Consider the following 25,908-nt stretch of genomic DNA (forward strand, 5'->3'; position numbering starts at 1 on the left):
CGGGTCTCAGGTGCACAAACCGCCAACCGCTCCCTGAGGTGCGAGGAGCCCTGGCGACGAGCCTCGAAGGGCGTGGTGAGGCGACAATGTCAGCTCACCAGGGGCTTCGAGGCTCGCAGGCTCGCGCCTCAGCCGGCGGGACTGGCGCGACGGGTTGCCCGGCCGCATCACTACTGTGGGCGACATGATCTCGACGCCGGCTCTGTCGCCGACGCTGTGTGGACGCCCGGTCCCAACCGACCGCGCTCTCGTGATGGCGATCGTCAACCGCACCCCGGACTCCTTCTACGACAAGGGTGCGAGCTTCGCCGACGACGCCGCGCAGGCCCGCATTGCCCGTGTGGTCGACGAAGGCGCCGACATCGTCGACGTGGGCGGTGTGAAGGCGGGACCGGGCGAGCATGTGGACGCCGCCACCGAAGCCGCACGCGTCGTACCGATGATCGCGTGGATTCGTGAGACGCACCCCGACCTGCTCATCAGCGTCGACACCTGGCGTTCGGACGTGGCCGATGCCGCATGCGCGGCCGGTGCGGATCTCATCAACGACACCTGGGCCGGCTCCGACCCAGACCTCGTGCACGTGGCCGCGACCCGCGGTGCGGGCATCGTCTGCTCTCATACCGGTGGCGCCACGGTCCGCACCCGTCCACACCGCGTCGGCTACCAGGACATCGTCGGCGAAGTGGTCGCCGAACTCACCACGGCCGCTGCCCGTGCAGCCGACGCCGGAGTTGCCCGAGACTCGATCGTTATCGATCCGACGCACGATTTTGGCAAGAACACCCACCACGGTTTGGCCTTGTTACGCCACGTAAAAGATCTTGTTAATACGGGCTGGCCTGTGTTGATGGCGCTCAGCAACAAAGACTTTGTGGGGGAGACTCTGGGTGTGGATCTCGAACAACGGTTGGAGGGCACCCTCGCTGCGACCGCTCTGAGTGCCGAACACGGCGCCCGGATCTTTCGTGTGCATGAGGTGGCTGCCACTCGTCGCGTGGTCGACATGGTCGCTGCCATAGCGGGAACAAGACCTCCCGCCCGAACAGTCAGGGGACTCGCATGACCAAACAGGTAAGACGAACCCATCCGAGCGCCGTCAACAACCGGGACCGGACAGCGATCTGGCCCACTCCCGCCGAGACCGCGACCAGCAAGCAGCGCTGGTCGTCGACTCACACGTGGGAACAGCCCGATTGGACGATCGACGAACTCGTCGCAGCCAAGGACGGACGCACCGTGTCGGTGGTCCTGCCCGCGCTCGACGAGGAGGAGACCGTCGCCGACGTGATCGCCACGATCCGTCCGCTGCTGGGCACGCTCGTCGACGAACTCATCGTCCTCGACTCCGGCTCGACGGATGCGACCGCCGAACGGGCCCGCGCCGCGGGTGCCGAGGTGATCTCGCGTGAGGAGGCCGTGCCCGAACTCGACCCCATCAAGGGGAAGGGCGAGGTGCTGTGGCGGTCGATCGCGGTGACGACCGGCGACCTCATCGCCTTTGTCGATTCCGACCTCATCGACCCAGACCCCATGTTCGTACCCAAGATGCTGGGCCCGCTGCTCGTGAACCCCGACATCCATCTGGTCAAGGGCTACTACCGGCGCCCGTTGCGGACCGGCGGCACCCAGGATGCCAACGGCGGTGGCCGGGTCACCGAACTCGTTGCCCGCCCGCTACTGGCGTCGCAGAAGCCGGACCTCACGGCGGTGCTGCAGCCGCTGGGTGGCGAATACGCCGGCACTCGCGAACTGCTGTCGTCGGTGCCTTTCGCGCCCGGCTACGGCGTGGAGATCGGCCTGCTGATCGACACCTACGACAAGTACGGCCTCACCGGTATCGGCCAGGTCAACCTCGGTGTGCGGACACATCGCAATCGTCCGCTCATCGAGCTCGGCGTCATGAGCCGACAGATTGTGGGGACGCTGATGCGCCGCTGCAAGCTCGACGACTCCGGGGTGGGCCTCACCCAGTTCACCGCCGAACCCGACGGTTCGTTCACGCCGCACACCACCGAGGTCTATCTCGAAGACCGACCGCCGATGAACACCATCCGCCCCGCGGAGATCGACGACGAGGAGATGGCTTCCTGACGACGGCCTGACCCTACCGGTGTGCCGGGGCCGACGACAGTGTCGATGATGCCAAGTTCCCCGGCGCCCAACGGTGCCGCCACGGCCGTCTGCCAAGATTGAACGCATGCAGACGATACTGCTGTATTTGCTGATCATGGCGATCGTCGTCGCGGCTGTCTTCGCTGTGGTGTGGTTTGCGTTCGGTCGGGGCGAGGATCTGCCGCCGATCGAACGGGGCACGACGCTGACCACGTTGCCGCCTTCGGGGATCACGAGCGACGACGTCCGTGCACTGCGCTTCGCACAGACCCTGCGTGGCTACAAGCAGTCCGAGGTCGATTGGGCGCTGGCCCGCCTGGCCGCAGAGATCGACGAACTCCGTGGCTCACTCGCCGATCTGCACGCACGCAACGAGCGTGTCTGCCCGTCCGATGCCACCGCGGATGTCGGTGCCGCCGAGCCGGCGTTCCAGACGTGGGAACCCGATGACGATGACGCGGACGTATCTCAGGACTCGTCCGACGCGGCCGTCGGAAACGTGGATTCGGCCACGTCCGGACCGGTCGACGTCGCCGATCCTGCGCAGACCTGATCGGCGCACGCAGCATGCCTGGCAGGATCGGAGGACCTCGGCACGTATCATGTCTCTAGCAGGTCGTCGTTGAAGGGAGCTTGAGAATGGCGGCAATGAAGCCACGTACTGGGGACGGGCCCCTCGAAGCGGCCAAGGAAGGACGTGGGATCGTTGTCCGGATTCCGATTGAAGGCGGCGGACGCCTGGTCGTCGAGCTGACGGCCGACGAGGCTGCCGCGCTCGGGGAGGAATTGCGCGGGGTCACCGGCTGACCCCGCAACACTGACCGCCCATACGTCGCCCACCGATCCGGTGCCGCACTCACGCGACGCGCGACCGGGTCGTCTCGACGGGATCGCGCAGGCGCTCGATGTCCTGCGCTGCCCGGTGTGTGGTGAACCCTTCGATGTCGTCGGCGGCTCGTTGCGATGCGGTGCGGCACATTCTTTCGACGTCGCCCGCCAGGGGTACGTCTCGCTGCTCGACGGACGATCTGGTGCTCTTCGCGCCGACACCGCCGACATGGTTGCCGCACGTGACCGTGTCCACAGCGCCGGCGTGTTCGATCCCGTGGTGGACGCAGCCGCGCAAGTGGGTGCGGTGGCCATCGTCGGCGCGCATCCAGGGCGGCGCCCGTTGGTTCTCGACGCCGGTGCAGGTGGCGGGCATTACCTGCGGGCCGTGTTACGGGAGGCGGCCGATCGAGGTGCCGACGCACGTGGTCTGGGGATAGACCTGTCGCGGCAATGCGCGCGAGCACTGGTGCGTGGTGAACCCGCGGTGACCGCGGTGACCGCCGACATCTGGCGTGGCCTGCCGGTCGCCGACGACTGTGTCGCAGTACTGCTGTCGATCTTCTCGCCCCGCAACGCAGCCGAGTTCGCCCGCGTGCTGAGCCCCGACGGCCGGCTGATCGTGGTTCGCCCGCTACCCGGGCACCTCGGTGAGATCATCGCGCCGATGCACATGTTGTCGGTGGACGACGCCAAGACCGCACGCGTGCACGCCGCTCTGGACGATCACGTCGAGGTTCTCGTCGAAAATGAGCTGACGTACTCGGTCCGGATTCCGGCGCCCGTGGTGGCCGACCTGGCCGGGATGGGTCCGTCGGCATTCCATCTCGATGCCGGCCAGATCGATGCGCTCGCACATGCTCTCGCCGGCGACGGCGTCGTCGAGGTCACGGTGTCGGTGGCCATCACCGTGTGCGGCAGATCGGCGTGAACCGATCTGCTGATCGTCAGTGCATCTTCAGTGCATGACGGACTGGTAGACCTCGAGTGTCTGTGCCGCGATCGTGTCCCAGGAGAATTCGGATTCGGCACGCTCTCGGCCCGCGATGCCCATGGCCTCCGCAGTCTGCGGGTCGGTCACGACCGCGTTGACGGCGTCGGCGAGACCTGCTTCGAACCCGCGCGGGTCCACCGGGTCATACCGGACGAGGCGACCGGTGACGTTGTCGCGCACGACCTCAGGTATGCCGCCGACCTCGGATGCGACCACGGCTGTGCTGCAAGCCATCGCTTCCAAATTCACGATGCCGAGCGGCTCGTACACCGATGGGCACACAAAGACCGTTGCTGCGGTGAGGATTTCGCGGATGCGTGGATGGGGCAGCATTTCCCGCACCCAAAAGACACCCGGTCGGGATTCGGAAAGCGCGGCCACCGCCGACTCCACCTCGGCGCCGATCTCCGGAGTGTCCGGTGCGCCCGCGCACAGCACCAATTGGATGGACGGATCGAAATGGTGCGCCGCGGCGACGAGATGGGCGACGCCTTTCTGGCGGGTGATCCGCCCGACGAAGGCGACGATCGGTCGAGTGGGGTCGACGCCGAGGGACACGAGCGTCGACTCCGGGCCGAACGGGTCGTCGACCGGGTACCAGGATGTCGTGTCGATCCCGTTGCGCACCACGTGGACTCGATCGGGGTCGAGTCGGGGATAGGTGTGGCAGACGTCGTTGCGCATACCCGAACTCACCGCGATGACGGCGTCGGCGTATTCGACGGCGTTGCGCTCCACCCAACTCGATACGCGATAGCCGCCACCGAGTTGTTCTGCCTTCCAGGGGCGCATCGGCTCGAGCGAGTGAGCGGTGAGCACGTGCGGAACGCCGTAGAGCTCGCCGGCCAGGTGCCCCGCCAGCCCGGCGTACCAGGTGTGCGAATGCACCACGTCGGCACCGGCAGCGCCGACGACCATCCGCAGGTCGGTCGACAGTGTGGTGATGGCCGCGTTGGCTCCGGCGAGCCCCGGATCCGGTTCGTAGACATGCGCGGTCTCTCGGGGCGCTCCCATGCAGTGCACGTCGACGGTGGCGAGGCTTCGGAGGTGGCGCACCAGCTCGGTCACGTGTACGCCGGCGCCGCCGTACACCTCGGGTGGGTACTCACGCGTCATCATGGCCACCCTCATGGTGACGACGCTAGTGCCAACGAGCCGAGTTCGCCAACGGTGTCGCGAAACACGTAAGAGGCTGCGACCTGCCGGTCGATTCGTATGGCCTCGAGCATCGATCGCGGTTAAGTTTGACGTGTGAGATCACAGCCGCACGTGCTCGGAATCGTTCTCGCAGGCGGTGAGGGTAAACGCCTGTACCCATTGACGATGGACCGTGCGAAGCCTGCGGTGCCCTTCGGGGGTGCGTACCGCCTGATCGACTTCGTCCTGTCCAATCTGGTGAACGCCGGCTATGAGCGGATTTGCGTGCTGACGCAATACAAGTCGCATTCACTCGACCGTCATATCTCGCAGACCTGGTGGACATCGGGATTTCACGGTGAGTACATCACGCCGGTGCCGGCGCAGCAGCGCTTGGGCCCGCGGTGGTACACCGGCAGTGCGGATGCGATCTTCCAGTCGATGAACCTGATCACCGACGAGCAACCCGAGTACATCGTGGTGTTCGGAGCCGATCACGTCTATCGCATGGATCCGTCGCAGATGGTCGAGGCGCACATCCAGGCAGGCGCAGACGTGACGGTCGCCGGGATCCGGGTGCCACGCTCGGAGGCATTTGCCTTCGGGTGCATCGACTCCGACGAATCGGGACTGATCACCCGGTTCCTCGAGAAGCCCAAAGATCCGCCGGGGACGCCCGACGACCCGGATGCGACGTTCGCGTCGATGGGCAACTATGTGTTCACGACCGAGGCGTTGGTGGAGGCGATTCGTGCCGATGCCGCCAACCCCGACTCCGACCACGACATGGGTGGGGACATCATCCCGGCCTTCGTGAACCGCAATGCGGCCTACGTCTACGACTTCAAGAACAACGAGGTGCCCGGAGCCACCGAGCGCGACAAGGGGTACTGGCGCGACGTCGGCACCCTGGACGCGTTCTACGACGCGCACATGGATCTGGTGTCGGTGCACCCGATCTTCAACCTGTACAACCGTCGCTGGCCGATCCGCGGCGAGACGCACAACCTGCCGCCGGCCAAGTTCGTCCAGGGTGGCATCGCGCAGGACTCGGTCGTAGGGGCGGGTTGCATCGTTTCCGCTGCCACAGTGCGGGATTCGGTGCTCTCCTCGAATGTGATCATCGAGGACGGAGCCATTGTCGAGGGCAGCGTGCTGATGCCTGGCGCGCGTGTCTGCAAGGGCGCGGTGGTCCGCCACGCGATCCTCGACAAGAACGTCATCGTGGGCGAGGGCGAGCACCTCGGCGTCGACGCCGACCACGATCGCGACCGGTTCTCGGTGAGCGCCGGCGGTGTGGTCACCGTCGGCAAGGGAATTCGCGTCTGATCCACCGCAGCCAGGTCCGAAGAGTCCCATCCGCCCCCTGAGGTGCGAGCGGTGCGAGCCTCGAAGGGCCTGGTGACAGTTGAGACTATGCCACTCGGCGTGCGCGGCCCCGAGTGATCAGCGTCCACATGTCACCGGTGCGTGCGGTCTCCGGAAGCGCAGCCACCGGCCACCAGCGCAGATCCACCGATTCGTCGCTGCACTCGATGTCCGGCAGGCTGCCGTCGTGGGTCGGTGGAGCCACTGCTCGGTAGCGCACGTCGAGGTGCCGTGTCGGAACACCGAGCGAGCAGGTGATCGGATGGGTGTGCAGGGTGACGATGCCACCCGACAGTGCCAGGTCGGCGATCCCGGATTCTTCGCGCGCCTCGCGCAACGCGGCGTCGGCGAGGCGGTCGTCGGTCTCCTCGCAGTGCCCGCCCAATTGAATCCACTTGCCGACGCGGGGATGTAGCGTCAACAGCACGTGGTCGAGGGTGGCGTCGAAGACCACCGCCGACGCCGTGAGGTGACCGGCGACGCAGCGGCGCAGGCACGCATCCGGCGCGGACGCGAGGAAGGCGAGATACGCGTGCCGCAGGGCGTCCTGCTCGACGTCGGGTGCGTTCCACGCGGTCAGCGCCTCGACGGCGGAGGTGTGCAGTGACTCTCTGCTCACAACTCGATCACCCAGTCGGTGGTCGGCGCCGACGGGCGTAGCCCCGCGGGTGCGGCAGGGTAGCCGATGGCGATGGCGCCCAATGGTTCCCAATCGTCGGAAATTTCGAGTGCCGCTCGCACCGTCGGGGCAGCGAAGATCGTGGAACCGACCCAGCAGCTTCCGAGATCGCGCACGGCAAGGGCGATCAACAGAGTTGCGACCGCGCCGCCGGCCGCGACGGTGAACATGGTGTGTTCGGCGGCGTTGCGGCGGATGTCGGGATACTGGTGTGCTCCGTCGGGAACCAGGAACGGAATCACCAATTCCGGAGCGTCGTAGAGGATCTGGCCGCGCCGGAGTCGGCGGGTGATCGAATCCTCGCTCTTGCCATCGGATTCGAGGTCGCCGCGCCATGCCGCCGTCATGGCGTCGAGGAGTTGCTGTCTTCGGGTGCGCGACCGCAGCCACACGAAGCGGACCGGATGGGTGTGATGCGGTGCCGGAGCCGTCAGTGCCTCGGCGAGTGCGGCACGGAGGTCGTCCGCGGGTACGGGCTCGGGTGCGAAGTTGCGCACCGAACGTCGTGCGCGCACCGCTTCACGACGGCCCTGCTCGATCGCCTCGGCAGTGCCGAGCCGGAACAGATCCTCATCGGCCGGCCGGATCAGATCCGCTGCGGTGGTGCCGTTGTCGACGGGAGCGAGTCCCCGTACCACCGCGACCGGCACGCCGGCCAGCTTCCCCTTCACGAGATCTGCTGCGGCAGCGACCTCGTCGGCGACCGCGATGTCGGTGACGATCAGTTCGTTGCCGTGTGCGTCTTCGCCGCCGGCGTACGGGTGGGAGACCGACATCCCGGCCGCCCCGATGGCGACGTCGGTCTGTCCATTGCGCCAGGCCCGGCCCATGGTGTCGGTGATGAGCACGGCGACGTCCACGCCGTGGCATCGCGCCAGTGCCTCGCGCAGTTGCGCCGCACTGAGGTCGGGGTCGACCGGCAGCAGCGCGAGTTGGTCGGCGGGGACGTTGGAACCGTCGACGCCCGCGGCAGCCTGGACCAGCCCGATTCGGTTCTCGGTGATCAGCGTCCGGTTCTTGCGGGCCAACACGCGGACCGACTCGTCGTCGACCAGCTTGCGGCGCAACGTGTCCCGCTCGTCGGGGTCGGTGGGGGCGGGCACCATCCGGCCCTCGACCTTGGAGATGATCTTGCTCGTCACCACCAGCACGTCGCCTGAGCGGAGCCACGGTGCGGCGCGAACGATTTCAGCTGCGAGGTCGGAGTCGCCGGAGAACTCGGGCAGGTCGGCGACAGGCAGGATCTCGATGCTGCCCGGTGCGCGATGGTCGGGTCGGAGGTCGACTTGACGGGGTACGTCACTCACCGGAGGTTCGCCTCCGGGGTGGGCACACCGACCAGTGCGCATGCGGCCCGCACCATCTGTGCGGTCGTCGGCGGGTCGGTCATCAACAGCGGGGCCGAACCGACGGTCATACCGTCGACCTGGGCGTGGTCGCCATCGGCGATCAGCCACCCGTCGAGAATCCCGTTGCCCTTGCGCGGGCCGTAGTGCTCGGCGATGCCCTGGGCGGAGGACTCCACGCCGAGCACCGACAGGCATTCGTCGGCCATACCGCGGAGCGGGCGATTGTCGATGACCGGGGAGATGCCGACCACCGGCGCAGACGTGTTACGCAGGGCTGCACGCAGTCCCGGAACGCTCACGATGGCGCCGATGCTGACGACCGGATTGCTCGGCGCGAGGAGCACCACATCGGCCTCGGCGATCGCCTCGGTCACCCCCGGAGCAGCGGTGGTGTCGTCCGACCCCACCTGGGCGAATCCGAACGTGTCGATCTGGGCACGATGCCGAACCCACCACTCCTGGAAGTGGATTGCGACTCGCTCACCTTCCGCGCCACTGGGTTTCGCGACGACCACATGTGTCTCGTGCCGGTCGTCGGTGGCCGGAAGCAGTCGGACGCCGGGCTGCCAGCGGCGGCACAGCGCCGCCGTGACGTCCGACAGGCGGTAGCCGGCGTCGAGCATCTGAGTGCGGATGAGATGGGTGGCCAGGTCGCGGTCACCGAGTCCGAACCAGTCCGGATCGGCGCCGTAGGCGGCCAGTTCCTCTTTGGCGTGCCAGCTTTCGTCGATGCGGCCCCAACCGCGTTCGGGATCGATACCGCCGCCGAGGGTGTACATGCAGGTATCGAGGTCGGGACAGATCCGAACGCCGTGCATCCAGGCGTCGTCACCGACGTTGACGATCGCGGTGATCTCGTGTTCGGCCACGGCGTCGGATCCCGAATCATCCGGTGGCGGCGGAAAGGGTGTCGATCCCAGCATCTCGCGCACGCCGATCAGGAATCGTGCGCCACCGACGCCTCCGACAAGAACGGTCACCTTCACACGGCCACTCTACTGAGGGGCAAAATGGGTGAGGTACGCGGTCAGAAACGCCGACCGTCGTGTCGATCCCTCCAATGACGGATCGCGATGGTATTAAGGAATTTTCTCGTTCGGCTTGACCGCGACCGCCCCGGGCGTGTGTAATCACATCAGTGTCATTCCTGGTTTGATATCGAGAACCGCTGAAGGGCAACGGTTTCGCTCGGGTGTTCGAATCCGGATGATGGGTTGGCGCCCGGCGAGGTCTCGGCGGCGAAGGCCCTCGGCACATGGTGAAGATCGAGAATTGGTGTGGCAGGGGTGGTGAGTGCGGCGCTGATTGTGCGGGGCAAGGGCGCCGGAACGACGAGCAACAAGACAGACTACGACTTCCCAGAGCTAGGAGGCGCCGACGATGGCTTTCGACAACGCGATCGGCAATCCTTTTGAATCCCAAGATCCTTCGTCGTCTTCCGAAACCACGGACGGCTACGCCGGTAACGATGGCTTGTTCAACAGCCTTGGCCCGGTTGATGATTCGATGATCGGTGGCACCGCTGTGCGCACCGCGCCGACGGTCGGCGAGCCTTGTGAGGCTTCCCAGCGTCGGCATCTCTCGCTGGTGCCCAACGATTTCGACGATCTCTTCGACGCTGTCGAAGATCAATGGCAAGACCGCGCGCTGTGTGCCCAGACCGATCCGGAGGCGTTCTTTCCGGAGAAGGGTGGCTCCACCCGCGAGGCCAAGCGCATCTGCCAGGGCTGCGAGGTCAAGGCCGAGTGCCTTGAGTACGCACTGCACAACGACGAACGCTTCGGCATCTGGGGCGGATTGTCCGAGCGCGAGCGTCGCCGCCTGAAGCGCGGCATCATCTGAGTCTCTCCAGATCTCCGGCGACCCTCGACCGCTGATCGAGCCCTACCGCTGATCGAGCCGGTACCGAGCGGAGCGAGGCACCGTGTCGAGATCACTGGTGATCCGTCACGTGGTCTCGACACGCTTCCTCGCCTGGCGGCTCGGTAGCGGCTCGACCAGCGGAAGGGTCCGCAATCCAACGAAACGCTGGCCGCGCTCGGGAACGTATTGATCACTCCGGCCCGCGATCAACCGTGTCCTCGTCGACGCCGAGGTGGGTGGCGACTTGCTGAACCAACACTTCGTGGACGAGTTCGAGGAGATCTGCGCCGCGTTTGGCGCGGCTTTCGAGGGGTCGACGGAACAAGATGATCTGCGCGCGGGTGGGGGCGCCGTGTACGTCGATACCGGCCGGGATGAGTCGGGCCAGCGGCACGGCCCCGTCGGCGGTGACCTCGTCGGGCCATTGCACGGTTTCGGGGTCGCGGGGGAGGAGTCGGGGGATGTCGTCGACGGCGACGTCGAGCCCGGAGATCTGGTCGTGCCAGCGGGCGTCGATCTCGGCGAAGGCCTCGAGTGCCACGGCGTCGAACTCGTCGGATCTGCTGTTCCAGGCCGGGACGGACTGTGGCAGAAGGGGGGCTCGCAGGCCGCGCCCGCGCCGGTCCCGGTGGCTGCGCCGGCGCCGGCGGGGTGAGCGGCGGGAAGCTCGGTCGCGTGCGGGTGACGGCTCGAATCGCATGGCGTGAGTCTAGTGGTGTGCGGCCGCGTGTCGTGGCGGCCGTGCGCGGTATGCCGGGATAATCTCGTCACGTGAAGCTTCCCCGACAGTGCTGCAGGCCTGGCTGCGCCCGGTCCGCGGTGGCGACGTTGACCTTCGTGTACGCAGAGTCGACCGCCGTCATCGGGCCACTGTCGACCACCGATGAACCTCATTCGTGGGATCTGTGTGACGAGCATGCCCGGCGAATCACCGTGCCGCGCGGCTGGGAGATGCTGCGTAGCGAGCGGGGTTTCTCGGCGCCGCTGGCCGAGGATCACGAACTGACGGCCCTTGCCGAGGCTGTCCGCGAGGTCGGTGTCGCCGGTGGTGGTCGGAGCGGGGGTTTCCTCGATCGCGACCATTCATCGCAGACCTATGTCGACCAGTTCGGCTATCCACGCCGCACGTCGCAGCCGGTGGACGGCATGGAAGACGTGCGTCCCGGGCGGCATCGAGCGTCCGGTCCGGTGGACGGTTCAGCCCTGATGCCGCCGAGTTCGGTGCACAAGCCACGCCCGGGGCGCCGCGGACACCTGCGGGTCCTGCCCGATCCCGTCGACTGATCCGTCGAGGCCGAATCAGTCCGTGGGCGGACGTGCAAACGATCTGTGCCCGGTCTGTGCGCGCCGACCCGGATGCCTGGCTACGCTGGTCTCATGCGCACCGGTACACCCGATCTCGACGATCCCGAGGAGTTGCTCTCCGCGGACATCGACCGGCTGCTCCCGAGCGCCGCGCTCGCCGGCGCGCAGGTGCGTGCCATTGCCGAGGCGGCCCGTGAGGGTGTGCTGGCGCCGCTCTCCGACGTACGGCCGCGCAGTGTGGTGATCGTGTACGGCGGTGGTGGCGCAGCTGCCCGTGCCGCTGGTCTCGTCGTGGCCACCGTGGCAGCGAGAATCGACGTCCCGGTGGTGACGGGGCCTGCGTTGCCCGGGTGGATCGGACCACTCGACGTGGTGGTGGTTGCCGGCGACGACGCGGGAGACATGACTCTCGCCGACGCCGCTGCGCGTGCGCTCCGGCGCCGCGCCGAGGTCGTGGTGGCCGCGCCGATCGCCGGGCCCCTGCGGGATGCCCTGGGCGGCAATGGCATCGACCTCTCTCCACGCGTGGACGTCGAGCCGAGCCTGCGGTTTGTGGGTTTTGTGGCGGCGTTGCTCGCCGTGCTCACGGCTTTGACGCAGATCCGGTTCGGCGGCGGGGTGCCGGTGCTCGACGAGGTGGCCGACGCCCTCGATGCGGAGGCGTCGTCGGCCCACCCGGCTCGTGAGAGTTTTCACAATCGCGCGAAATCGCTGGCCATCACCGTTGCGGCGAGACCGACCGTGTGGACCGGTGACAGTCCGGCCGGGGTGGTGGTCGCGGCCCATGCGGCCACCAGTTTCGCCGGGATCGCCGGTATCGTCAGTGCCGCAACCGATCTCGGCGACGCGGCGCGGCTGTCCGCAGTGGTCGCCGACCGCCGCACGGGTGACGCATCAGCGGATTCCATTTTCTACGATCCCGAGATCGACGGTCCGATGGAGGTGTCACCACGCATCCTTGTTGCCACGACGGCAGCCCGCGAGTGGTACACACGCCAGCGCATCGGCGGTATCGGCGATGTCGTCCTGGTGGTCGGCGACGACACCGAAACGCTTGGCCAGGCGGTGAATCCGGGGGCCGACGCGCCGCCCCGGCAGCCGTATCCGGTGCCGATGGCCGAGGATGTTGCCTCCGACAGTCCGGGTGACCTGTTGTCGTACTTGGTGTTGGTGTTGCGGGTCGAGATGGCGGCGGTGTACCTCCGCCTGGTGGGGAACGCGGTGAGATGAAGCGGCTCGAAGGTGTCGTACGTCCGTATGCCTGGGGGTCTCGGACGGCGATTGCGGCGATGCAGGGCCGCTCGGTGCCCTCGGCTCATCCCGAGGCCGAACTCTGGTTCGGTTCGCACCCCGCGGGTTCCGCGCGGTGTCTGGGGCCCGACGATTCGGTCGAGTCCGATCCGCCGACCGACCTACTGACGGCAATCAGCGCCAATCCCGTTGCGGCGCTGGGTGAGTCAAGTGTGGCCGCGTTCGGAGACCGGCTGCCATTCCTTCTGAAGGTACTCGCGGCCGACGAGCCGTTGTCACTGCAGGCGCACCCATCCGCAGAGCAGGCTCGGGAAGGATTCGAGCACGAGAACGCACGTGGACTGGGCCTCGACGCGCGCGATCGCAATTATCGTGACCCCTGGCACAAGCCGGAACTGATCGTCGCGGTCACACCCTTTGACGCGCTCGCCGGCTTTCGGGATCCGCACCACACCATTCGGTTGCTGCGTGAGCTACAGGTCAGCGAACTCGATCCCTACCTGGGTATGCTTGTCGGTCAACCGGATTCGGAAGGTCTGCGCGCGCTCTTCACCACGTGGCTGACCCTGCCGGAATCCGCGATCAAGCTCCTCATCCCGGCGGTGCTGGCCGGTGCGATCGCCCAGCTGGGTAACAAGTCGACGGATTTCTCCGCCGAGTTGCGCACGGTGCTGGAACTCGGTGAGTCCTATCCGCTCGATCCTGGCGTGCTGGCGTCGTTGTTGCTCAATCGGGTTCACCTGGAGCCGGGTGAGGGCGTGTACCTGCCCGCCGGCAACCTGCACGCCTATCTGAGCGGCACCGGTGTGGAGATCATGGCGAACTCCGACAACGTGCTGCGCGGAGGCCTGACGCCCAAACACATCGACGTACCGGAATTGCTGCGGGTGCTCGACTTCACGCCGGTGGACATCGGTGACCTGTCGCCGAGTATCCGAACCGTCGGCGCCGAACGCGTCTATCTCACACCGGCCGACGAGTTTCGGTTGTCTCGTGTGGAGTTGGACGGAACCGGTCTGCATCGTGCGTCGTCGATCTCCTTCGACATGCCGGGACCGCAGATCCTGGCGGTCCTGAGCGGGACGGTCGAGGTGCGGCCACCCGAGGGCCCGGCCCTGACCATTCCCGCGGGGCAGGCGGCATGGATTTCCGACGCCGACCCGGACGTCGTGGTCCGGGCGGCCTCGTCGCGGGCAGTCTTCTTCCGCGCGTTGGTACCCGTCGCGGTCAACGCCCAAGCGGTGGTGACGACTTAAAGGTCCGGTGGCCCGGTCAGTGCGCCACCGGTGCGATCGGCCCGGGGTGGGCGCCGATCAACCTCCACTCGTCCGGTGTCGCGACCATCGTGATGTCCAACTCAGACGTGGGTGTCGTCAACGTTATGCAATGGGGTGCACGGGGATTCTGCTGCAGGGTGAGTGTTGCGTCGCCGACGGGAGGAACACCGACACCGGGCGGTAGCGCGGTGACGACGGTGACACCTGGAGGCGTCTGTGGCCGTGGCACCCCGTCGACGACGACCATGATCGCCGGCCCCCGTGGCCGAGACTGGTCGGACGCCAGGCCGAAGGCACTCCGATCTCCGACTGCCGCCATCGCGGGTGCCCATCGGTGCGCACGATCGGTGTAGACGACCACCGAGACCCCGATTGCGACCGCTCGCAGCAGAACCTGGACGAGGAACGTGAGATCGGCGGCGATGATCACCGACGGAATATCCGGTCCGGCAACGCGCATCGCGACGGCTCGCCCAGATCGGTCGGCGCCGATGAGCTGTCCGCAGCCGGTCACGGACAGCTTCAGTGACCGCAGCGCGGCGAGGGCTGCGTCACCGTGCAGGGTCGCGATGTTTCGGTCCAGATGAGCGGGTTTGGCGATGGGGAGGCTGAGTGCCAGCGCATCGAATTGCCTGCCGTCGAGCGGGCGCAGTGCGTGGGGCCACGGTGTATGAGGCCACTGTGCGCTGTTGGCGCCGGTCTCGCCGACCCGCGCGAAGCCCGCGACCTCGACCTCGTCGCCGCTGCGGCGCATCCGTACCGTCACCGTCGTCGATACCGCGGATGCGACCCAGAAGTCACGCAGTCCGGCGAGCATGGCGGGGTCGATGGCGCCGGTCCGCATTCGCAGCGCGCCGAGGGACACCGAACGCCAGTCCTCGGCGGCCGATTCCAGCGGCGCGCCATCCAGTAGTTGGCTGCCGGCCGCGGTGATCTCGGCGGCCGAGAGCACCGTTGCGTGCAGGCCGTGTTCGGTGAGACGAGCGGCGACGCGTCGGGTGGCGGTCGTCGCAGTGCGAAGTGCGCCGATCGCGCCCCCGCCTCGACGGGCAACGGCATCGGGACAGTCCAGCGGATCGAGCCGCAGGACGACGAAGGTCGATCGTCGTGCGATCGCCGGCAGGGGGCCCAGGGTGCGTAGGTAGGTGGCGGTGACCGGGCCGGTGCCATGGGCACGCATGCTGTGGCTGATCACATCGATCGACCGCAGTCGGATGTCGTAGGTCTGTACGCATGCCGCCAGGACGTCGAAGGGGATCAGTTGACCGGTCTCGGTGCGCGGGTCGGCCCCGTTCGGGGTGAGGAAGGTGGGCTCGTGGCCCCCCGGCTCGACCCTGATCATCGTCACCAATGTCCTTGCGACCCAGCGGGCACCGATGACGTCGGCTGTCGGTGCCGTCGGCTTCGCCCGGCCGGAGGAGGCCGGGATGTCGAACGGTGCCGGGGCCAGGTCGGCAATTGTCCGACGCCACCGAGACCAGCGAAATGACAGCCTGCGGTGCAGCCGCTGCGCGATCGAGCCGTCGGTTCCCACGGGAACCACGCCCAGCGATGCGACGAGAGCGAGCGCCATCGCCGCGATTCCCCAGGGATTGCCGATGACCGCCCACACGATGAGGCCGCCGGCGAGAACGGCTTCGATCAGCACGACGGACGCCAGACCCATACGCGGACCCGTGCCGGACTCACGGCGCCGGACCGTGTCCACGGTCGGGGAGCGTCGCGTCCCGATGTCGGTCTGCCGTGTGAGCATCACAGCCCCCTTTGATGTCGCGATAGATGCCGCCCGATCCGGTGACGCGATTGCCGGCCGGTGGAGACTCGCCGAGTGCGCGTGAATCTTTCGGTTACGCTACTACCGCTGGAGCGGTCCGGATCTTCTGTGATCACAGCGGGGATCGAGTTCGTGGGAATCGGGGGATCGATGGCGCGTCAGCTGACGACAAAGGCCCAAGTCAACGGGTACCGCTTTCTGCTGAGGCGGCTCGAGCACGCGCTCGTCCGACGCGACGTCCGGATGCTGCACGATCCGATGCGCTCCCAGTTGCAGGCATTGGTGGTCGGGACGGTCCTGGGCCTGCTGTTGCTCGGAGGCTGCGGAATCTGGGGATTGATTCGTCCGCAGGGTTCGGTCGGTGATGCCAAGATCGTGATGAGCAAGAGCGCCGGCGCCATGTACGTCATCGTCGATGACACTCTGCATCCCGTGCTCAATCTGGCCTCGGCGCGCCTCATCGCCGGCACAAACGCATCGCCGACGTCGGTGAGCGACAAGAAACTCGCCGACTATCCGCGTGGCCCACTGCTGGGCATTCCAGGGGCACCGGACGCACTTCCCGGTCCCGCCGGGGCCGACTCGACGTGGACGGTGTGTGACTCCTCGACGTCCTCGCGATACTCGGTCGGCGAATCCGTCGATCTCACCGTCATCGGCACGCGGCCCGAGCTGGGCGACGCGAGCCGGCAGGTCACCGCCGACGACGCTGTCCTGGTGTCGTCTGGCGGTGCGACGTACCTGGTGTACCAGATCGAGCGGGACGGCCAATGGATGCCGGTGCGTGCATCCGTCGACACCGCGAGTGTTCCCGTCATGCGTGCGCTCGGACTCGAGGGTGCGACCCCACGTCAGATGAGTGCCGGGCTCCTGAACACCTTCCCGCTGGCGGAACCGATCACCGTGCCGGTCATCCCGAATTCGGGCCGCCCCGGCGCCGTGGACATTCCCGGTGCGATGGTGGGTTCGGTCGTCAAATCGGTTGGGCTCGATGATGATACGACCTATCACGTCGTTCTCTCCGATGGCATACAGAAGATCAGCGAGGCGACGGCCGAGATCGTTCGGCTTGCCGACCGAGATGGGACGACGCCGGTGATCGCGGTGGCACCGGGCCGACTCGCCAGCATGCCGACCTCGAATACACTCGCGGTACAAGACTTTCCGCGTCGAGCGCCGAATCTTCTTGGTGTCGCCACCAATCCGACGCTGTGCCGGTCGTGGTCACGAGACACCGATGAGCCACACGCGACAACGGCGCTGCTCGCCGGCCACGGATTGCCGCTCGCATCGAACGCGACGCCGGTGCGGCTGACCACCGCCGACGGGCCGGGCCCGGGCGTCGATCAGGTGTATCTGCGTCCCGGTAGTGGCGCCTACATTCGTGTCACCGGCAACGAAATCGACAGCGTACGAGCCGAATCGGCCTTCTACGTCAGCGACGCCGGGGTGCGCTTCGGCGTGGCAGACGCGGCGACCGGCGCGGTTCTGGGGCTTGGCGACAAGCCGCGTCCGGCGCCGTGGGCAGTGGTGTCGTTACTGACGCCAGGGCCGACGCTGTCGCGTCAGGCTGCCTTGGTCTCGCACGACGGCATCGCTCCCGACCCCGACGCCGCCGTGGTGAACCCGCCCGAGAATTGACGGGGCCGCGACTCATGCGCCGCCCTGGCCTCAGGGAGGTCACGATCAGGAGGTGAGCGGTCCGCCCACGATGTTGCCGACGATGCCGCGGATGATGTTGGTGCCGTCTTCGGTGCGGAGTTCGTCGTACCAGGCCGCAGTCTTTTCCGGGTCCTTGCCGTGCGTGACGTCGCATCGCTTGCGGGCGCGCAGCACGAGTTCCCCTGCACGCTCGGTCCGTCCGGCTTCGTACGCGGCGAGTGCCGCATAGACGTCGTCGGGATTGTCGCGGAACGAGAACTGCAGGGCCACGGCATCTTCCATTGCCGAGCAGCCACCTTGGCCGATGTCCGGTGTGGTGTTGTGCGCGGCGTCGCCGAGGACCGCCACCCGTCCCTTGACCCAGGTGTGGAACGGGTCGAGATCCAAGATCTCGACGCGATTGGTGGTGGCCGGGTCGAGGGTGGCGATCAGCTTCTGTACGCCCGGGGCCCAGTCGCCGAACTCCTCGGCGAGAACCTCCCGAGCGGTGCCCCTTTCGAACGGGGTGCCTTCGGGCATCGGTACGTCGAAGAAGAAGTAGAAACGGTTGTCGGCGATCGGCATGACGGACACGCGTTTGTGGTCGCCGACATAGGTGGTCCACTCGGTGGCCGGGCCGATCTCGTCGTCGACGGTGACCAGACCGTTGAAGTTGACGTAGCCGGCATACCGGCGATCGACGGGACCGCCGAGCACATACTCGCGGGTCAGCGACTTGGCGCCGTCGGCGCCGATGACGATGTCGCCGGAATCGGTGGTGCCATCGGCGAATTCGACGGTCGCGGCGTCCTGTCCGTCACTGACCGACACCATCTTCTTACCGAATCGGATGTCATCGAGACCGTAGGCCTCCATCAGCATCAGCTGCAGTTCGGCGCGTGCCACGGGGTACGGGCGCTGCCCGACCTCGTCGATGAGGGGCTGCATGCTGAAGCGGCACATCGTGTCACCGGTGAAGGCGTCGACGTAGCTCATGGTGTCGACGATGCCCCCAAGTGCCGCGGTCTCGGCTTCGAGGCCGAGGTGATTGAGGCATTTGACGCCGTTGGACCACACCGAGATCGCGGCGCCGACCGGCTTGTTCTCGGTGACCTGTTCGTAGACGACGACATCGATCCCGAGTTGTTTGAGTCCGATGGCGGCACTCAGACCGCCCATACCGGCACCGATGATCACAGCCTTCACGGGTCGATCCTCTCTGCACGTACTTTCGCCGACCTGTTGTTCAGGCTAGGACCGATCGGGCGTCGGCGCGCGTCGAGCGATGGTGGCTCAAGCGGGCCCGACGCCGGAGACGAGCGTCACGACCATGCGTTGCCATTGTGCGGCAATGGTGTTCACGTCGATTCCGAGGTCGTGCATGAGATGTTTGACGGCACTCGCCGCGAGGGGCGCCTGTACTGCCACCGACAAGACGTCGACCTGATCGGTGAAGCCCAGCTGCCGGAGCAGGATCTGTACGTGCTGGGTCGACGCGCGCCACACCGGGTGGCTCATGAAGTCATCGCTTGCCGCACCTGCTTCGAGGAGGATGTCGAGGTGGTCGGCGGTCATCTTGAGTCGGGCGCGACCGTAGGCGAGAAGGCGCTCGAGTGGGGGCGCGCCGGGGCCGAGGGGTTCGGGTCCGGACAGAAATGCCTGCTGGATCTCCGATTCGGAATGGTCGAGGAGCGCGAGCATCAGCCCTGTCCGGCTGCCGAATCTGCGGAACACGGTGCCCTTGCCCACGCCCGCCTCGCGCGCGACCGCGTCCATCGTCACCGCGGCAGCGCCGTGGTTGTCGATGAGGTTCTTCGCGGCAGCAAGCAATAGCCGGCGGTTCCGGGCGGCATCGGCACGCTCGGTCTCACGGCCGGTGAGACGAATGGGGATGGGCATGCCCTCAGGGCTGTTCGACACGTGTCGAGCCTAACTCTTGACGCTGAGAGGAAATTAATCGGACCCTGGTCCGGTTGATGTACGCGTGTCGAACGAGAGGATTGTGATGTCGGATCGAGTGGTCGAATTGGTGGCGCTGGTGGGAAGTCTCCGCGAAGCGTCGATCAATCGGCGGCTGGCGCAGCTGGCCGCGGAGAACGCTCCGGGTGGGGTCCATGTCACGGTGGTCGACGATCTGGGAACGCTGCCGTTCTACAGCGAAGACGTCGACCCCGCGTCGGCCGACGATACCGAGCTTGATGCGGGTGTCGCCCGTCTGCGCGGCGTGGTCGGTGGGGCCGACGGCGTGTTGATCGTCACACCGGAGTACAACGGGACGATCCCCGCCGCGCTGAAGAACGCCATCGACTGGTTGTCGAGGCCCTACGGCAGTGGCGCACTCCAGGGGAAGCCGGTCGGCGTGATCGGCGCAGCGCTGGGTCGGTACGCCGGGACCTGGTCGCGCGAGGACACCCGCAAGTCCGTCGGCATCGCCGGCGGCCGGGTGATCGAGGATGTGGAGCTCGGAGTCCAGACGTCGGCGCTGCCCGACGCGGGTGTCGAGGATCCGGCGCTCGTCGAGCAGGTTGTCGTCGCCGTCAACCGCCTCGTGGACGAGGTCGCTGTCAGAGCGTGACTTGATTTGGTCTCACCGCCCCCGAACGCGAGTGCGCTCGGGGGCGGTTTCCGTTGCGGGCTGTGGATGGATCGGGTCGGATCTGTGGACTGTCGGTGCCATGTTGTGGACTGGCATGGGACAGCGTTGTGGACGACACGCCGGACACGCCGGACTTCACGATCGTGCATGCCCTGCGACCTGCGACTTTCATGAATGTTATTCACAAGTTATTGTGGTTGGCGGAAATGTCAGCCACTAGGTGTAGTGTTTGGAACACCAGAGAGGCAGACGACGAGACGCTCGAAAATGGCTCGGAGACCACCTCAAAGATGGTGATCCAGATCACTATCTTCACGCTGGGAAAGTGCACGTCACTGGCAGTTTTCCGACCACGAGATTCCACCGACAGCGAATACCGATATGAGGGAGAAGCTCCGAATGGCCATCACCGTCTACACCAAGCCCGCCTGTGTCCAGTGCAACGCGACCTACAAGGCCCTCGACAAGCAGGGGCTGTCCTACGAGGTGGTCGACATCAGCCAGGATCCCGAGGCGCGTGACTATGTGATGGCGCTGGGCTACCTGCAGGCGCCGGTCGTCGTCGTCGGTGACGAGCACTGGTCGGGATTCCGCCCGGACCGCATCAAGGCACTCGCCACCAACGCCGCCTGAGGTCGTTTGCTCGAACCGAGGTTCGCGACGACGGGACGGTCCGATTGGGGAAGTCGGAGTCATCCAAGCGCGTTGAACCTCTTGTCGTCACGGTTTGGGCCGCGGCGGCCCAGCTCGAAACGGATAGTTGGCCAGAGATGGGGATGGGAGGGTGATGATGTCGGCAGCGCAGGCGCCGTTGGTCGTCTACTTCTCCTCGGTCTCGGAAAACACCCACCGCTTTGTCGTCAAACTCGGCCTGCGCGCCGAGCGCATCCCGTTGACCGATCGGGCCGGTGGGTTCACCGTCGACGAACCCTTCGTTCTGATCTGCCCGACCTACGGCGGACACAAGGCCACGGGCAAGCCGAGTGGTTTTGTGCCCAAGCAGGTCATCCGCTTTCTGAACGACCCACACAACAGGTCGTTGATCCGTGGCGTGATCGCCGCGGGTAACACCAACTTCGGTGCCGAGTTCTGTCATGCCGGCGACATCATCTCGCGTAAATGCATGGTGCCCTACCTGTACCGATTCGAATTGATGGGCACGGCCGACGACGTCGATCGTGTCCGGGCCGGACTGGCTGAGTTCGCCGCTTCCGCGGCCTTCGCCGATCCGACGAGCGCGCAGCTGACCGGCATGCCGGCCTGAGTGTCAGACCCCATACCTATTCTTCTTCACACATAACGACCAAGCCCAGGAGTCTCTTCGTGTCGCCAACCGCCGCCGTATCGGACACCACGTCAGCCAGCATGTCGGGAGTGCACGCCGGTCCCGCCGGACACGAACCCGGTGAGCTCGACTACCACGCGCTCAACGCGATGCTGAATCTGTACGATGCCGACGGCAAGATCCAGTTCGAGAAGGACAAGGAAGCCGCACACCAATACTTCCTGCAGCACGTCAACCAGAACACGGTGTTCTTCCACGATCTCGACGAGAAGCTCGACTACCTCGTCGAGGAGAACTACTACGAGCCCGAGGTGCTCGCACGCTACGACCGCGAGTTCGTGAAGCTGCTGTTCGGCCATGCCTACGCCAAGAAGTTCCGGTTCCCGACCTTCCTCGGTGCTTTCAAGTACTACACGAGCTACACGCTCAAGACCTTCGACGGCAAGCGCTACCTCGAGCGGTTCGAGGATCGGGTGTGCATGGTCGCGCTGACGCTGGCCGACGGCGACACCGCGCTCGCGCGCAACCTGGTCGACGAGATCATCGAGGGGCGCTTCCAGCCGGCGACTCCGACGTTTCTGAATTCGGGTAAGAAGCAGCGCGGTGAGCCAGTTAGCTGTTTTCTCCTGCGCATCGAAGACAATATGGAATCCATTGGGAGATCGATCAATTCGGCTCTCCAGCTGTCCAAGCGCGGCGGCGGTGTCGCGCTGTTGCTGAGCAATGTTCGCGAGCACGGCGCACCGATCAAGAAGATCGAGAACCAGAGCTCCGGCGTCATCCCGATCATGAAGCTGCTCGAGGATTCCTTCTCCTACGCCAACCAGCTCGGTGCCCGGCAGGGTGCGGGCGCGGTGTACCTGCATGCGCATCACCCCGACATCTACCGCTTCCTCGACACCAAGCGGGAGAACGCCGACGAGAAGATCCGCATCAAGACGCTGAGCCTGGGCGTCGTGATCCCCGACATCACGTTCGCGCTGGCCAAGGCCAACGACGACATGTACCTGTTCAGCCCGTACGACGTCGAGCGCGTCTACGGGGTGCCGTTTGCCGACATCAACGTGACCGACAAGTATCACGAGATGGTGGAGGACAAGCGGATTCGCAAGACCAAGATCAAGGCCCGCGAGTTCTTCCAGACGCTCGCCGAGCTGCAGTTCGAGTCGGGATACCCGTACATCATGTACGAGGACACGGTGAATCGAGCCAACCCGGTGGCCGGCAAGATCACCCACTCCAACCTGTGCTCGGAGATCCTGCAGGTCTCGACGCCGTCGACCTTCAACGACGACCTGTCCTATTCCCATGTGGGCAAGGACATCTCGTGCAACCTCGGGTCCCTCAACATCGCCAAGACGATGGATTCACCCGACATCGGCCACACCATCGACACCGCGATCCGGGGCCTGACCGCGGTGAGCGATCAGACCGCGATCACGTCTGTGCCGTCGATCGAGAAGGGCAACAACGACTCTCACGCGATCGGCCTCGGGCAGATGAACCTGCACGGGTACCTCGCACGCGAGCGCATCTTCTACGGCAGCGAGGAGGGTGTGGACTTCACCAACATCTACTTCTACACGGTGCTGTATCACGCGCTGCGCGCGTCGAACCGGATCGCGCGCGAGCGTGGTCGTGCGTTTGTCGGCTTCGAGAACTCGAAGTACGCGTCGGGCGAGTTCTTCGACCGCTACACCGAGAAGGTGTGGGAGCCGGCGACCGACAAGGTGCGGGATCTGTTCGGGCAGGCTGGAATTCACATCCCGAACCAGGACGACTGGCGCGAGCTGAAGGCCGACGTGCAACGCGACGGCATCTACAACCAGAACCTGCAGGCAGTGCCGCCCACCGGCTCGATCTCTTACATCAACCATTCGACGAGTTCCATCCACCCGGTGGCGGCGAAGGTGGAGATCCGCAAGGAAGGCAAGATCGGGCGCGTCTACTACCCGGCGCCGTTCATGACCAACGACAACCTGGAGTACTACCAGGACGCCTACGAGATCGGGTACGAGAAGGTCATCGACACCTACGCGGCGGCCACCCAGCACGTCGACCAGGGTCTGAGCCTGACCCTGTTCTTCAAGGACACCGCCACCACCCGCGATGTGAACAAGGCGCAGATCTACGCGTGGCGCAAGGGCATCAAGACGCTCTACTACATCCGGCTGCGTCAGCTGGCGCTCGAGGGGACCGAGGTCGAGGGTTGCGTCAGCTGCATGCTGTGAGGAGTGTTCGGATATGACTCCCGAATTGTGGCTCGCCGCCATCAACGAGGAGAGCGAGATCCTCGCGAGTACGCCCGCGGACGACATGGATCTTGCCGTGCCGGCCTGCCCGGGCTGGACGGTCCACGACCTGCTGGGTCACGTTGGTGCCGTCCACCTCTGGGTAGCCGATCGACTCAACGGCACCCGGCAGTACCGCGGCTACGACGGCATCGCCTTTCCTGACGGTGCAGAGGTCGTCGGGTGGTATGCGGACACGCGCGATCAGTTGGTTGCGGCGTTGACCTCTCGTGAACCCGATGAGCCAGTCTCGACGTTCGTCGGTGAGCGCACCGTGCGCTTCTGGTATCGCCGTCAGGCACACGAACTGGAAGTGCACCGCTACGACCTGGAGTCGGCACTGCGGCCGGGCAAGCAAAGTCCCATAAAGGCCAACCTTGCGGCCGACGGTGTCGACGAGTGGCTGGAGGTGTTCGCGCCGCGCTTCATCGGAAAGAGCACGGGCGTGCCGGACGAACTCGTCGGGCGGTCGCTACACCTGCACAGCACCGACGACCCGGACGCGGAGTGGTACCTCGAACTGACGCCCGAGGGAATCGTGCACCGCCGCGAACACGCGAAGGCCGACGCCGCGCTCCGCGGGCCGACGTCGGATCTGCTTCTCGCCCTGTGGCATCGGCGCTCGTACAAGGATCTCGACATCGTCGGCGACGAGTCCGTCGTCGAGCCGACGCTCGGACTCGTCCACGTCACCTGACACCCACCAACTTCCAAGACCGACACCATGCCGCAGGAGGCGACCACCATGACCGCAGGTACCCATAGCCCCGCCGATGGCGCACCGATCAAACTGGTGAGCCGGGTTTCGGCGATCAACTGGAACCGTGTGCCCGACGAGAAGGATGCCGAGGTGTGGGATCGCCTCACCGGCAACTTCTGGCTGCCGGAGAAGGTGCCGGTGTCCAACGACATCCCGTCGTGGCACACGCTGACCGAGTACGAGAAGCAGCTGACCATGCGGGTGTTCACCGGCCTGACGCTGCTCGACACGATCCAGGGGACTGTCGGCGCGGTATCGCTGATCCCGGATGCGACCACCCCGCACGAGGAGGCGGTGCTCACCAACATCGCGTTCATGGAGTCGGTGCACGCCAAGTCCTACAGCTCGATCTTCTCGACGCTGTGCTCCACCAAGGAGATCGACGAGGCGTTCCGCTGGTCGGAGGAGAACGATCAGCTGCAGCGCAAGGCGCAGATCGTCATGGACTACTACCGCGGCGACGATCCGCTCAAGCGCAAGGTCGCCTCGACGCTGCTCGAGTCGTTCCTCTTCTACTCCGGCTTCTATCTGCCGATGTACTGGTCGTCGCGCGCGAAGCTCACCAACACCGCCGACCTGATCCGCCTGATCATCCGCGACGAGGCTGTGCACGGCTACTACATCGGCTACAAGTACCAGCGGGCGCTGGAGGTGCAGAGCCCGGACCGTCGGCAGGAGCTCAAGGACTACACCTTCGAGTTGCTCTTCGAGCTCTACGACAACGAATCCGACTACACCGAGGCGCTCTACGACGAGGTCGGTCTGTCCGAGGACGTCAAGAAGTTCCTGCGCTACAACGCGAACAAGGCTCTGATGAACCTTGGCTACGAGGCGATGTTCCCGAAGGACGAGACCGACGTGAACCCGGCGATCCTGTCGGCGCTGTCGCCGAACGCCGACGAGAATCACGACTTCTTCTCCGGCTCGGGCTCGAGTTACGTGATCGGCAAGGCCGTCAACACCGAGGACGAGGACTGGGACTTCTAGGGCGTGTCTCCTATATGGAGTAGCCAGTTCAGGATGGCATTGAGGGTGACGCCGGCTCGGTAGGTGATCGCGAGTTTGTCGTAGCGGGTGGCCAGTCCACGCCATTGCTTTGACCAGGCAAAAGATCGTTCGACGACGTTGCGGTTCTTGTAGAGTTCGGCGTCGAATGCCGGTGGTCGACCACCCTTGCTACCGCGCTTCTTGCGAGAGTTGATCTGAGTGGACTTCTCCGGGATCACCGTTGCGATCCCCTTGTCCCGCAAGAGGGTCCGGTTGACTCCGGTGGCGTAGGCCTTGTCGGCGAGGACCGAGTCCGGACGAGTCCGCGCGCGACCGGCGCCGATACGTGGAACGTAGATATCGGAGAGGACCTCGGCGAGCATCGCGCCGTCGTTGCGTTGACCGCCG

Annotated in this window: 26 protein-coding genes; 17 read left to right on the plus strand and 9 right to left on the minus strand. The window is 65.9% G+C overall.

All coding sequences use genetic code 11. The features are described 5' to 3' along the window. Nucleotides 1-184: 184 nt before the first annotated feature. The 5 genes from folP to MKW15_RS14000 all read left to right on the plus strand — a co-directional run bounded on the left by folP (nucleotide 185) and on the right by MKW15_RS14000 (nucleotide 3,874). Complete coding sequence (gene folP / locus MKW15_RS13980) at nucleotides 185-1,066, plus strand: dihydropteroate synthase (RefSeq protein WP_240859160.1); 882 nt, start codon at nucleotides 185-187, stop codon at nucleotides 1,064-1,066. Then, entirely contained in the window at nucleotides 1,063-2,094 is a 1,032-nt protein-coding gene (locus MKW15_RS13985) for a glucosyl-3-phosphoglycerate synthase (RefSeq protein ID WP_240859161.1), read from the plus strand. Before folP ends, MKW15_RS13985 begins: the two co-directional genes overlap by 4 nt. A 106-nt stretch (nucleotides 2,095-2,200) precedes the next feature. After that, a complete protein-coding gene (locus MKW15_RS13990) occupies nucleotides 2,201-2,668 on the plus strand; it encodes a DivIVA domain-containing protein (protein WP_240859163.1) in 468 nt (155 codons plus the stop codon). A gap of 86 nt (nucleotides 2,669-2,754) precedes the next feature. Next, nucleotides 2,755-2,922, plus strand: coding sequence for a DUF3117 domain-containing protein (locus MKW15_RS13995; protein ID WP_004019232.1), 168 nt, complete (start codon nucleotides 2,755-2,757; stop codon nucleotides 2,920-2,922). Between the two features lie 40 nt (nucleotides 2,923-2,962). After that, nucleotides 2,963-3,874 carry a putative RNA methyltransferase gene (locus MKW15_RS14000; RefSeq protein ID WP_240859165.1) on the plus strand — a complete coding sequence of 304 codons (912 nt, stop codon included), beginning with the start codon at nucleotides 2,963-2,965 and terminating at the stop codon, nucleotides 3,872-3,874. 27 nt (nucleotides 3,875-3,901) lie between these two features. On the opposite strand, the gene glgA is transcribed toward MKW15_RS14000, so the two are convergent. Continuing rightward, nucleotides 3,902-5,068 carry a glycogen synthase gene (glgA, locus tag MKW15_RS14005; RefSeq protein ID WP_240859167.1) on the minus strand — a complete coding sequence of 389 codons (1,167 nt, stop codon included), beginning with the start codon at nucleotides 5,066-5,068 and terminating at the stop codon, nucleotides 3,902-3,904. Nucleotides 5,069-5,188: 120 nt separating this feature from the next. Here glgA and glgC point away from each other — a divergent pair, with 120 nt between their 5' ends. Continuing rightward, nucleotides 5,189-6,403 (plus strand): glucose-1-phosphate adenylyltransferase, encoded by a 1,215-nt coding sequence (gene glgC / locus MKW15_RS14010; protein WP_240859169.1) that lies wholly within the window; start codon nucleotides 5,189-5,191, stop codon nucleotides 6,401-6,403. Between the two features lie 85 nt (nucleotides 6,404-6,488). On the opposite strand, the gene MKW15_RS14015 is transcribed toward glgC, so the two are convergent. From MKW15_RS14015 to cofD, 3 genes are read right to left on the minus strand one after another with little or no spacing between them, the layout of a single operon-like run. Then, nucleotides 6,489-7,061, minus strand: a complete 573-nt coding sequence (locus MKW15_RS14015) for an NUDIX hydrolase (RefSeq protein ID WP_240859171.1) — start codon at nucleotides 7,059-7,061, stop codon at nucleotides 6,489-6,491. After that, entirely contained in the window at nucleotides 7,058-8,428 is a 1,371-nt protein-coding gene (locus MKW15_RS14020) for a coenzyme F420-0:L-glutamate ligase (protein ID WP_240859173.1), read from the minus strand. The genes MKW15_RS14015 and MKW15_RS14020 overlap by 4 nt, the downstream gene beginning before the upstream one ends. Further along, nucleotides 8,425-9,456 (minus strand): 2-phospho-L-lactate transferase, encoded by a 1,032-nt coding sequence (gene cofD / locus MKW15_RS14025; RefSeq protein ID WP_240859175.1) that lies wholly within the window; start codon nucleotides 9,454-9,456, stop codon nucleotides 8,425-8,427. Before cofD ends, MKW15_RS14020 begins: the two co-directional genes overlap by 4 nt. Nucleotides 9,457-10,054: 598 nt before the next feature. Here cofD and MKW15_RS14030 point away from each other — a divergent pair. Continuing rightward, nucleotides 10,055-10,312, plus strand: coding sequence for a WhiB family transcriptional regulator (locus tag MKW15_RS14030; RefSeq protein WP_240859231.1), 258 nt, complete (start codon nucleotides 10,055-10,057; stop codon nucleotides 10,310-10,312). Between the two features lie 211 nt (nucleotides 10,313-10,523). On the opposite strand, the gene MKW15_RS14035 is transcribed toward MKW15_RS14030, so the two are convergent. Continuing rightward, complete coding sequence (locus MKW15_RS14035; RefSeq protein ID WP_240859176.1) at nucleotides 10,524-11,033, minus strand: metallopeptidase family protein; 510 nt, start codon at nucleotides 11,031-11,033, stop codon at nucleotides 10,524-10,526. Between the two features lie 71 nt (nucleotides 11,034-11,104). Between MKW15_RS14035 and MKW15_RS14040 the strand changes: the two genes are divergently transcribed. The 3 genes from MKW15_RS14040 (at nucleotide 11,105) to manA (ending at nucleotide 14,145) form a co-directional block, all read left to right on the plus strand. After that, a complete protein-coding gene (locus tag MKW15_RS14040) occupies nucleotides 11,105-11,617 on the plus strand; it encodes a DUF3499 domain-containing protein (protein ID WP_240859178.1) in 513 nt (170 codons plus the stop codon). A 93-nt stretch (nucleotides 11,618-11,710) separates the two neighbouring features. Then, the gene (locus MKW15_RS14045; RefSeq protein ID WP_240859180.1) at nucleotides 11,711-12,868 is read left to right on the plus strand and encodes a hypothetical protein; all 1,158 of its coding nucleotides are present in this window, start codon (nucleotides 11,711-11,713) and stop codon (nucleotides 12,866-12,868) included. Further along, nucleotides 12,865-14,145, plus strand: a complete 1,281-nt coding sequence (manA, locus tag MKW15_RS14050) for a mannose-6-phosphate isomerase, class I (RefSeq protein ID WP_240859182.1) — start codon at nucleotides 12,865-12,867, stop codon at nucleotides 14,143-14,145. The genes MKW15_RS14045 and manA overlap by 4 nt, the downstream gene beginning before the upstream one ends. A 16-nt stretch (nucleotides 14,146-14,161) precedes the next feature. Here the strand turns inward: manA and eccE are convergent, their stop codons facing one another. After that, on the minus strand, nucleotides 14,162-15,919 hold the full coding sequence (gene eccE, locus MKW15_RS14055; RefSeq protein WP_240859187.1) for a type VII secretion protein EccE: 1,758 nt from the start codon (nucleotides 15,917-15,919) through the stop codon (nucleotides 14,162-14,164). Between the two features lie 171 nt (nucleotides 15,920-16,090). Here eccE and eccB point away from each other — a divergent pair, with 171 nt between their 5' ends. Continuing rightward, complete coding sequence (gene eccB / locus MKW15_RS14060; RefSeq protein ID WP_240859233.1) at nucleotides 16,091-17,581, plus strand: type VII secretion protein EccB; 1,491 nt, start codon at nucleotides 16,091-16,093, stop codon at nucleotides 17,579-17,581. Nucleotides 17,582-17,626: 45 nt separating this feature from the next. On the opposite strand, the gene hpxO is transcribed toward eccB, so the two are convergent. Together hpxO and MKW15_RS14070 are read right to left on the minus strand one after the other, a co-directional pair. Then, entirely contained in the window at nucleotides 17,627-18,787 is a 1,161-nt protein-coding gene (gene hpxO / locus MKW15_RS14065) for an FAD-dependent urate hydroxylase HpxO (protein ID WP_240859194.1), read from the minus strand. A gap of 87 nt (nucleotides 18,788-18,874) precedes the next feature. Next, complete coding sequence (locus tag MKW15_RS14070; protein WP_276614992.1) at nucleotides 18,875-19,480, minus strand: TetR/AcrR family transcriptional regulator; 606 nt, start codon at nucleotides 19,478-19,480, stop codon at nucleotides 18,875-18,877. A gap of 106 nt (nucleotides 19,481-19,586) precedes the next feature. Here MKW15_RS14070 and MKW15_RS14075 point away from each other — a divergent pair, with 106 nt between their 5' ends. The 6 genes from MKW15_RS14075 (at nucleotide 19,587) to nrdF (ending at nucleotide 25,500) form a co-directional block, all read left to right on the plus strand. Then, nucleotides 19,587-20,156 carry an NAD(P)H-dependent oxidoreductase gene (locus MKW15_RS14075; protein ID WP_240859198.1) on the plus strand — a complete coding sequence of 190 codons (570 nt, stop codon included), beginning with the start codon at nucleotides 19,587-19,589 and terminating at the stop codon, nucleotides 20,154-20,156. 420 nt (nucleotides 20,157-20,576) lie between these two features. Further along, the gene (locus MKW15_RS14080) at nucleotides 20,577-20,810 is read left to right on the plus strand and encodes a redoxin NrdH (RefSeq protein WP_240859200.1); all 234 of its coding nucleotides are present in this window, start codon (nucleotides 20,577-20,579) and stop codon (nucleotides 20,808-20,810) included. A 157-nt stretch (nucleotides 20,811-20,967) separates the two neighbouring features. After that, nucleotides 20,968-21,441, plus strand: a complete 474-nt coding sequence (gene nrdI / locus MKW15_RS14085) for a class Ib ribonucleoside-diphosphate reductase assembly flavoprotein NrdI (protein WP_240859241.1) — start codon at nucleotides 20,968-20,970, stop codon at nucleotides 21,439-21,441. A gap of 101 nt (nucleotides 21,442-21,542) precedes the next feature. Further along, nucleotides 21,543-23,693, plus strand: coding sequence for a class 1b ribonucleoside-diphosphate reductase subunit alpha (gene nrdE, locus MKW15_RS14090; RefSeq protein WP_276614993.1), 2,151 nt, complete (start codon nucleotides 21,543-21,545; stop codon nucleotides 23,691-23,693). Between the two features lie 13 nt (nucleotides 23,694-23,706). After that, complete coding sequence (locus tag MKW15_RS14095; RefSeq protein WP_240859206.1) at nucleotides 23,707-24,450, plus strand: maleylpyruvate isomerase family mycothiol-dependent enzyme; 744 nt, start codon at nucleotides 23,707-23,709, stop codon at nucleotides 24,448-24,450. Between the two features lie 48 nt (nucleotides 24,451-24,498). Next, the gene (nrdF, locus tag MKW15_RS14100; protein WP_240859210.1) at nucleotides 24,499-25,500 is read left to right on the plus strand and encodes a class 1b ribonucleoside-diphosphate reductase subunit beta; all 1,002 of its coding nucleotides are present in this window, start codon (nucleotides 24,499-24,501) and stop codon (nucleotides 25,498-25,500) included. Here nrdF and MKW15_RS14105 read toward each other — a convergent pair. Further along, nucleotides 25,497-25,908, minus strand: a 412-nt coding sequence (locus MKW15_RS14105; protein ID WP_240859216.1) for a transposase, incomplete at its 5' end; no start/stop codon positions are given. The genes nrdF and MKW15_RS14105 overlap by 4 nt on opposite strands.

The sequence above is a fragment of the Gordonia gummivorans genome (genome assembly GCF_022513585.1).
GTDB lineage: Bacteria > Actinomycetota > Actinomycetes > Mycobacteriales > Mycobacteriaceae > Gordonia.

Excerpts from the sequence above, each read along its gene's own strand:
- folP (WP_240859160.1), top strand. The coding sequence starts at position 185 with ATGATCTCGACGCCGGCTCTGTCGCCGACGCTGTGTGGACGCCCGGTC.
- MKW15_RS13985 (WP_240859161.1), top strand. The coding sequence starts at position 1,063 with ATGACCAAACAGGTAAGACGAACCCATCCGAGCGCCGTCAACAACCGG.
- MKW15_RS13990 (WP_240859163.1), top strand. The coding sequence starts at position 2,201 with ATGCAGACGATACTGCTGTATTTGCTGATCATGGCGATCGTCGTCGCG.
- MKW15_RS13995 (WP_004019232.1), top strand. The coding sequence starts at position 2,755 with ATGGCGGCAATGAAGCCACGTACTGGGGACGGGCCCCTCGAAGCGGCC.
- glgA (WP_240859167.1), bottom strand. The coding sequence starts at position 5,068 with ATGAGGGTGGCCATGATGACGCGTGAGTACCCACCCGAGGTGTACGGC.
- MKW15_RS14035 (WP_240859176.1), bottom strand. The coding sequence starts at position 11,033 with ATGCGATTCGAGCCGTCACCCGCACGCGACCGAGCTTCCCGCCGCTCA.
- MKW15_RS14045 (WP_240859180.1), top strand. The coding sequence starts at position 11,711 with ATGCGCACCGGTACACCCGATCTCGACGATCCCGAGGAGTTGCTCTCC.
- manA (WP_240859182.1), top strand. The coding sequence starts at position 12,865 with ATGAAGCGGCTCGAAGGTGTCGTACGTCCGTATGCCTGGGGGTCTCGG.
- eccE (WP_240859187.1), bottom strand. The coding sequence starts at position 15,919 with ATGCTCACACGGCAGACCGACATCGGGACGCGACGCTCCCCGACCGTG.
- eccB (WP_240859233.1), top strand. The coding sequence starts at position 16,091 with ATGGCGCGTCAGCTGACGACAAAGGCCCAAGTCAACGGGTACCGCTTT.
- MKW15_RS14070 (WP_276614992.1), bottom strand. The coding sequence starts at position 19,480 with ATGCCCATCCCCATTCGTCTCACCGGCCGTGAGACCGAGCGTGCCGAT.
- MKW15_RS14075 (WP_240859198.1), top strand. The coding sequence starts at position 19,587 with ATGTCGGATCGAGTGGTCGAATTGGTGGCGCTGGTGGGAAGTCTCCGC.
- MKW15_RS14080 (WP_240859200.1), top strand. The coding sequence starts at position 20,577 with ATGGCCATCACCGTCTACACCAAGCCCGCCTGTGTCCAGTGCAACGCG.
- nrdI (WP_240859241.1), top strand. The coding sequence starts at position 20,968 with ATGTCGGCAGCGCAGGCGCCGTTGGTCGTCTACTTCTCCTCGGTCTCG.
- nrdE (WP_276614993.1), top strand. The coding sequence starts at position 21,543 with ATGTCGGGAGTGCACGCCGGTCCCGCCGGACACGAACCCGGTGAGCTC.
- MKW15_RS14095 (WP_240859206.1), top strand. The coding sequence starts at position 23,707 with ATGACTCCCGAATTGTGGCTCGCCGCCATCAACGAGGAGAGCGAGATC.
- nrdF (WP_240859210.1), top strand. The coding sequence starts at position 24,499 with ATGACCGCAGGTACCCATAGCCCCGCCGATGGCGCACCGATCAAACTG.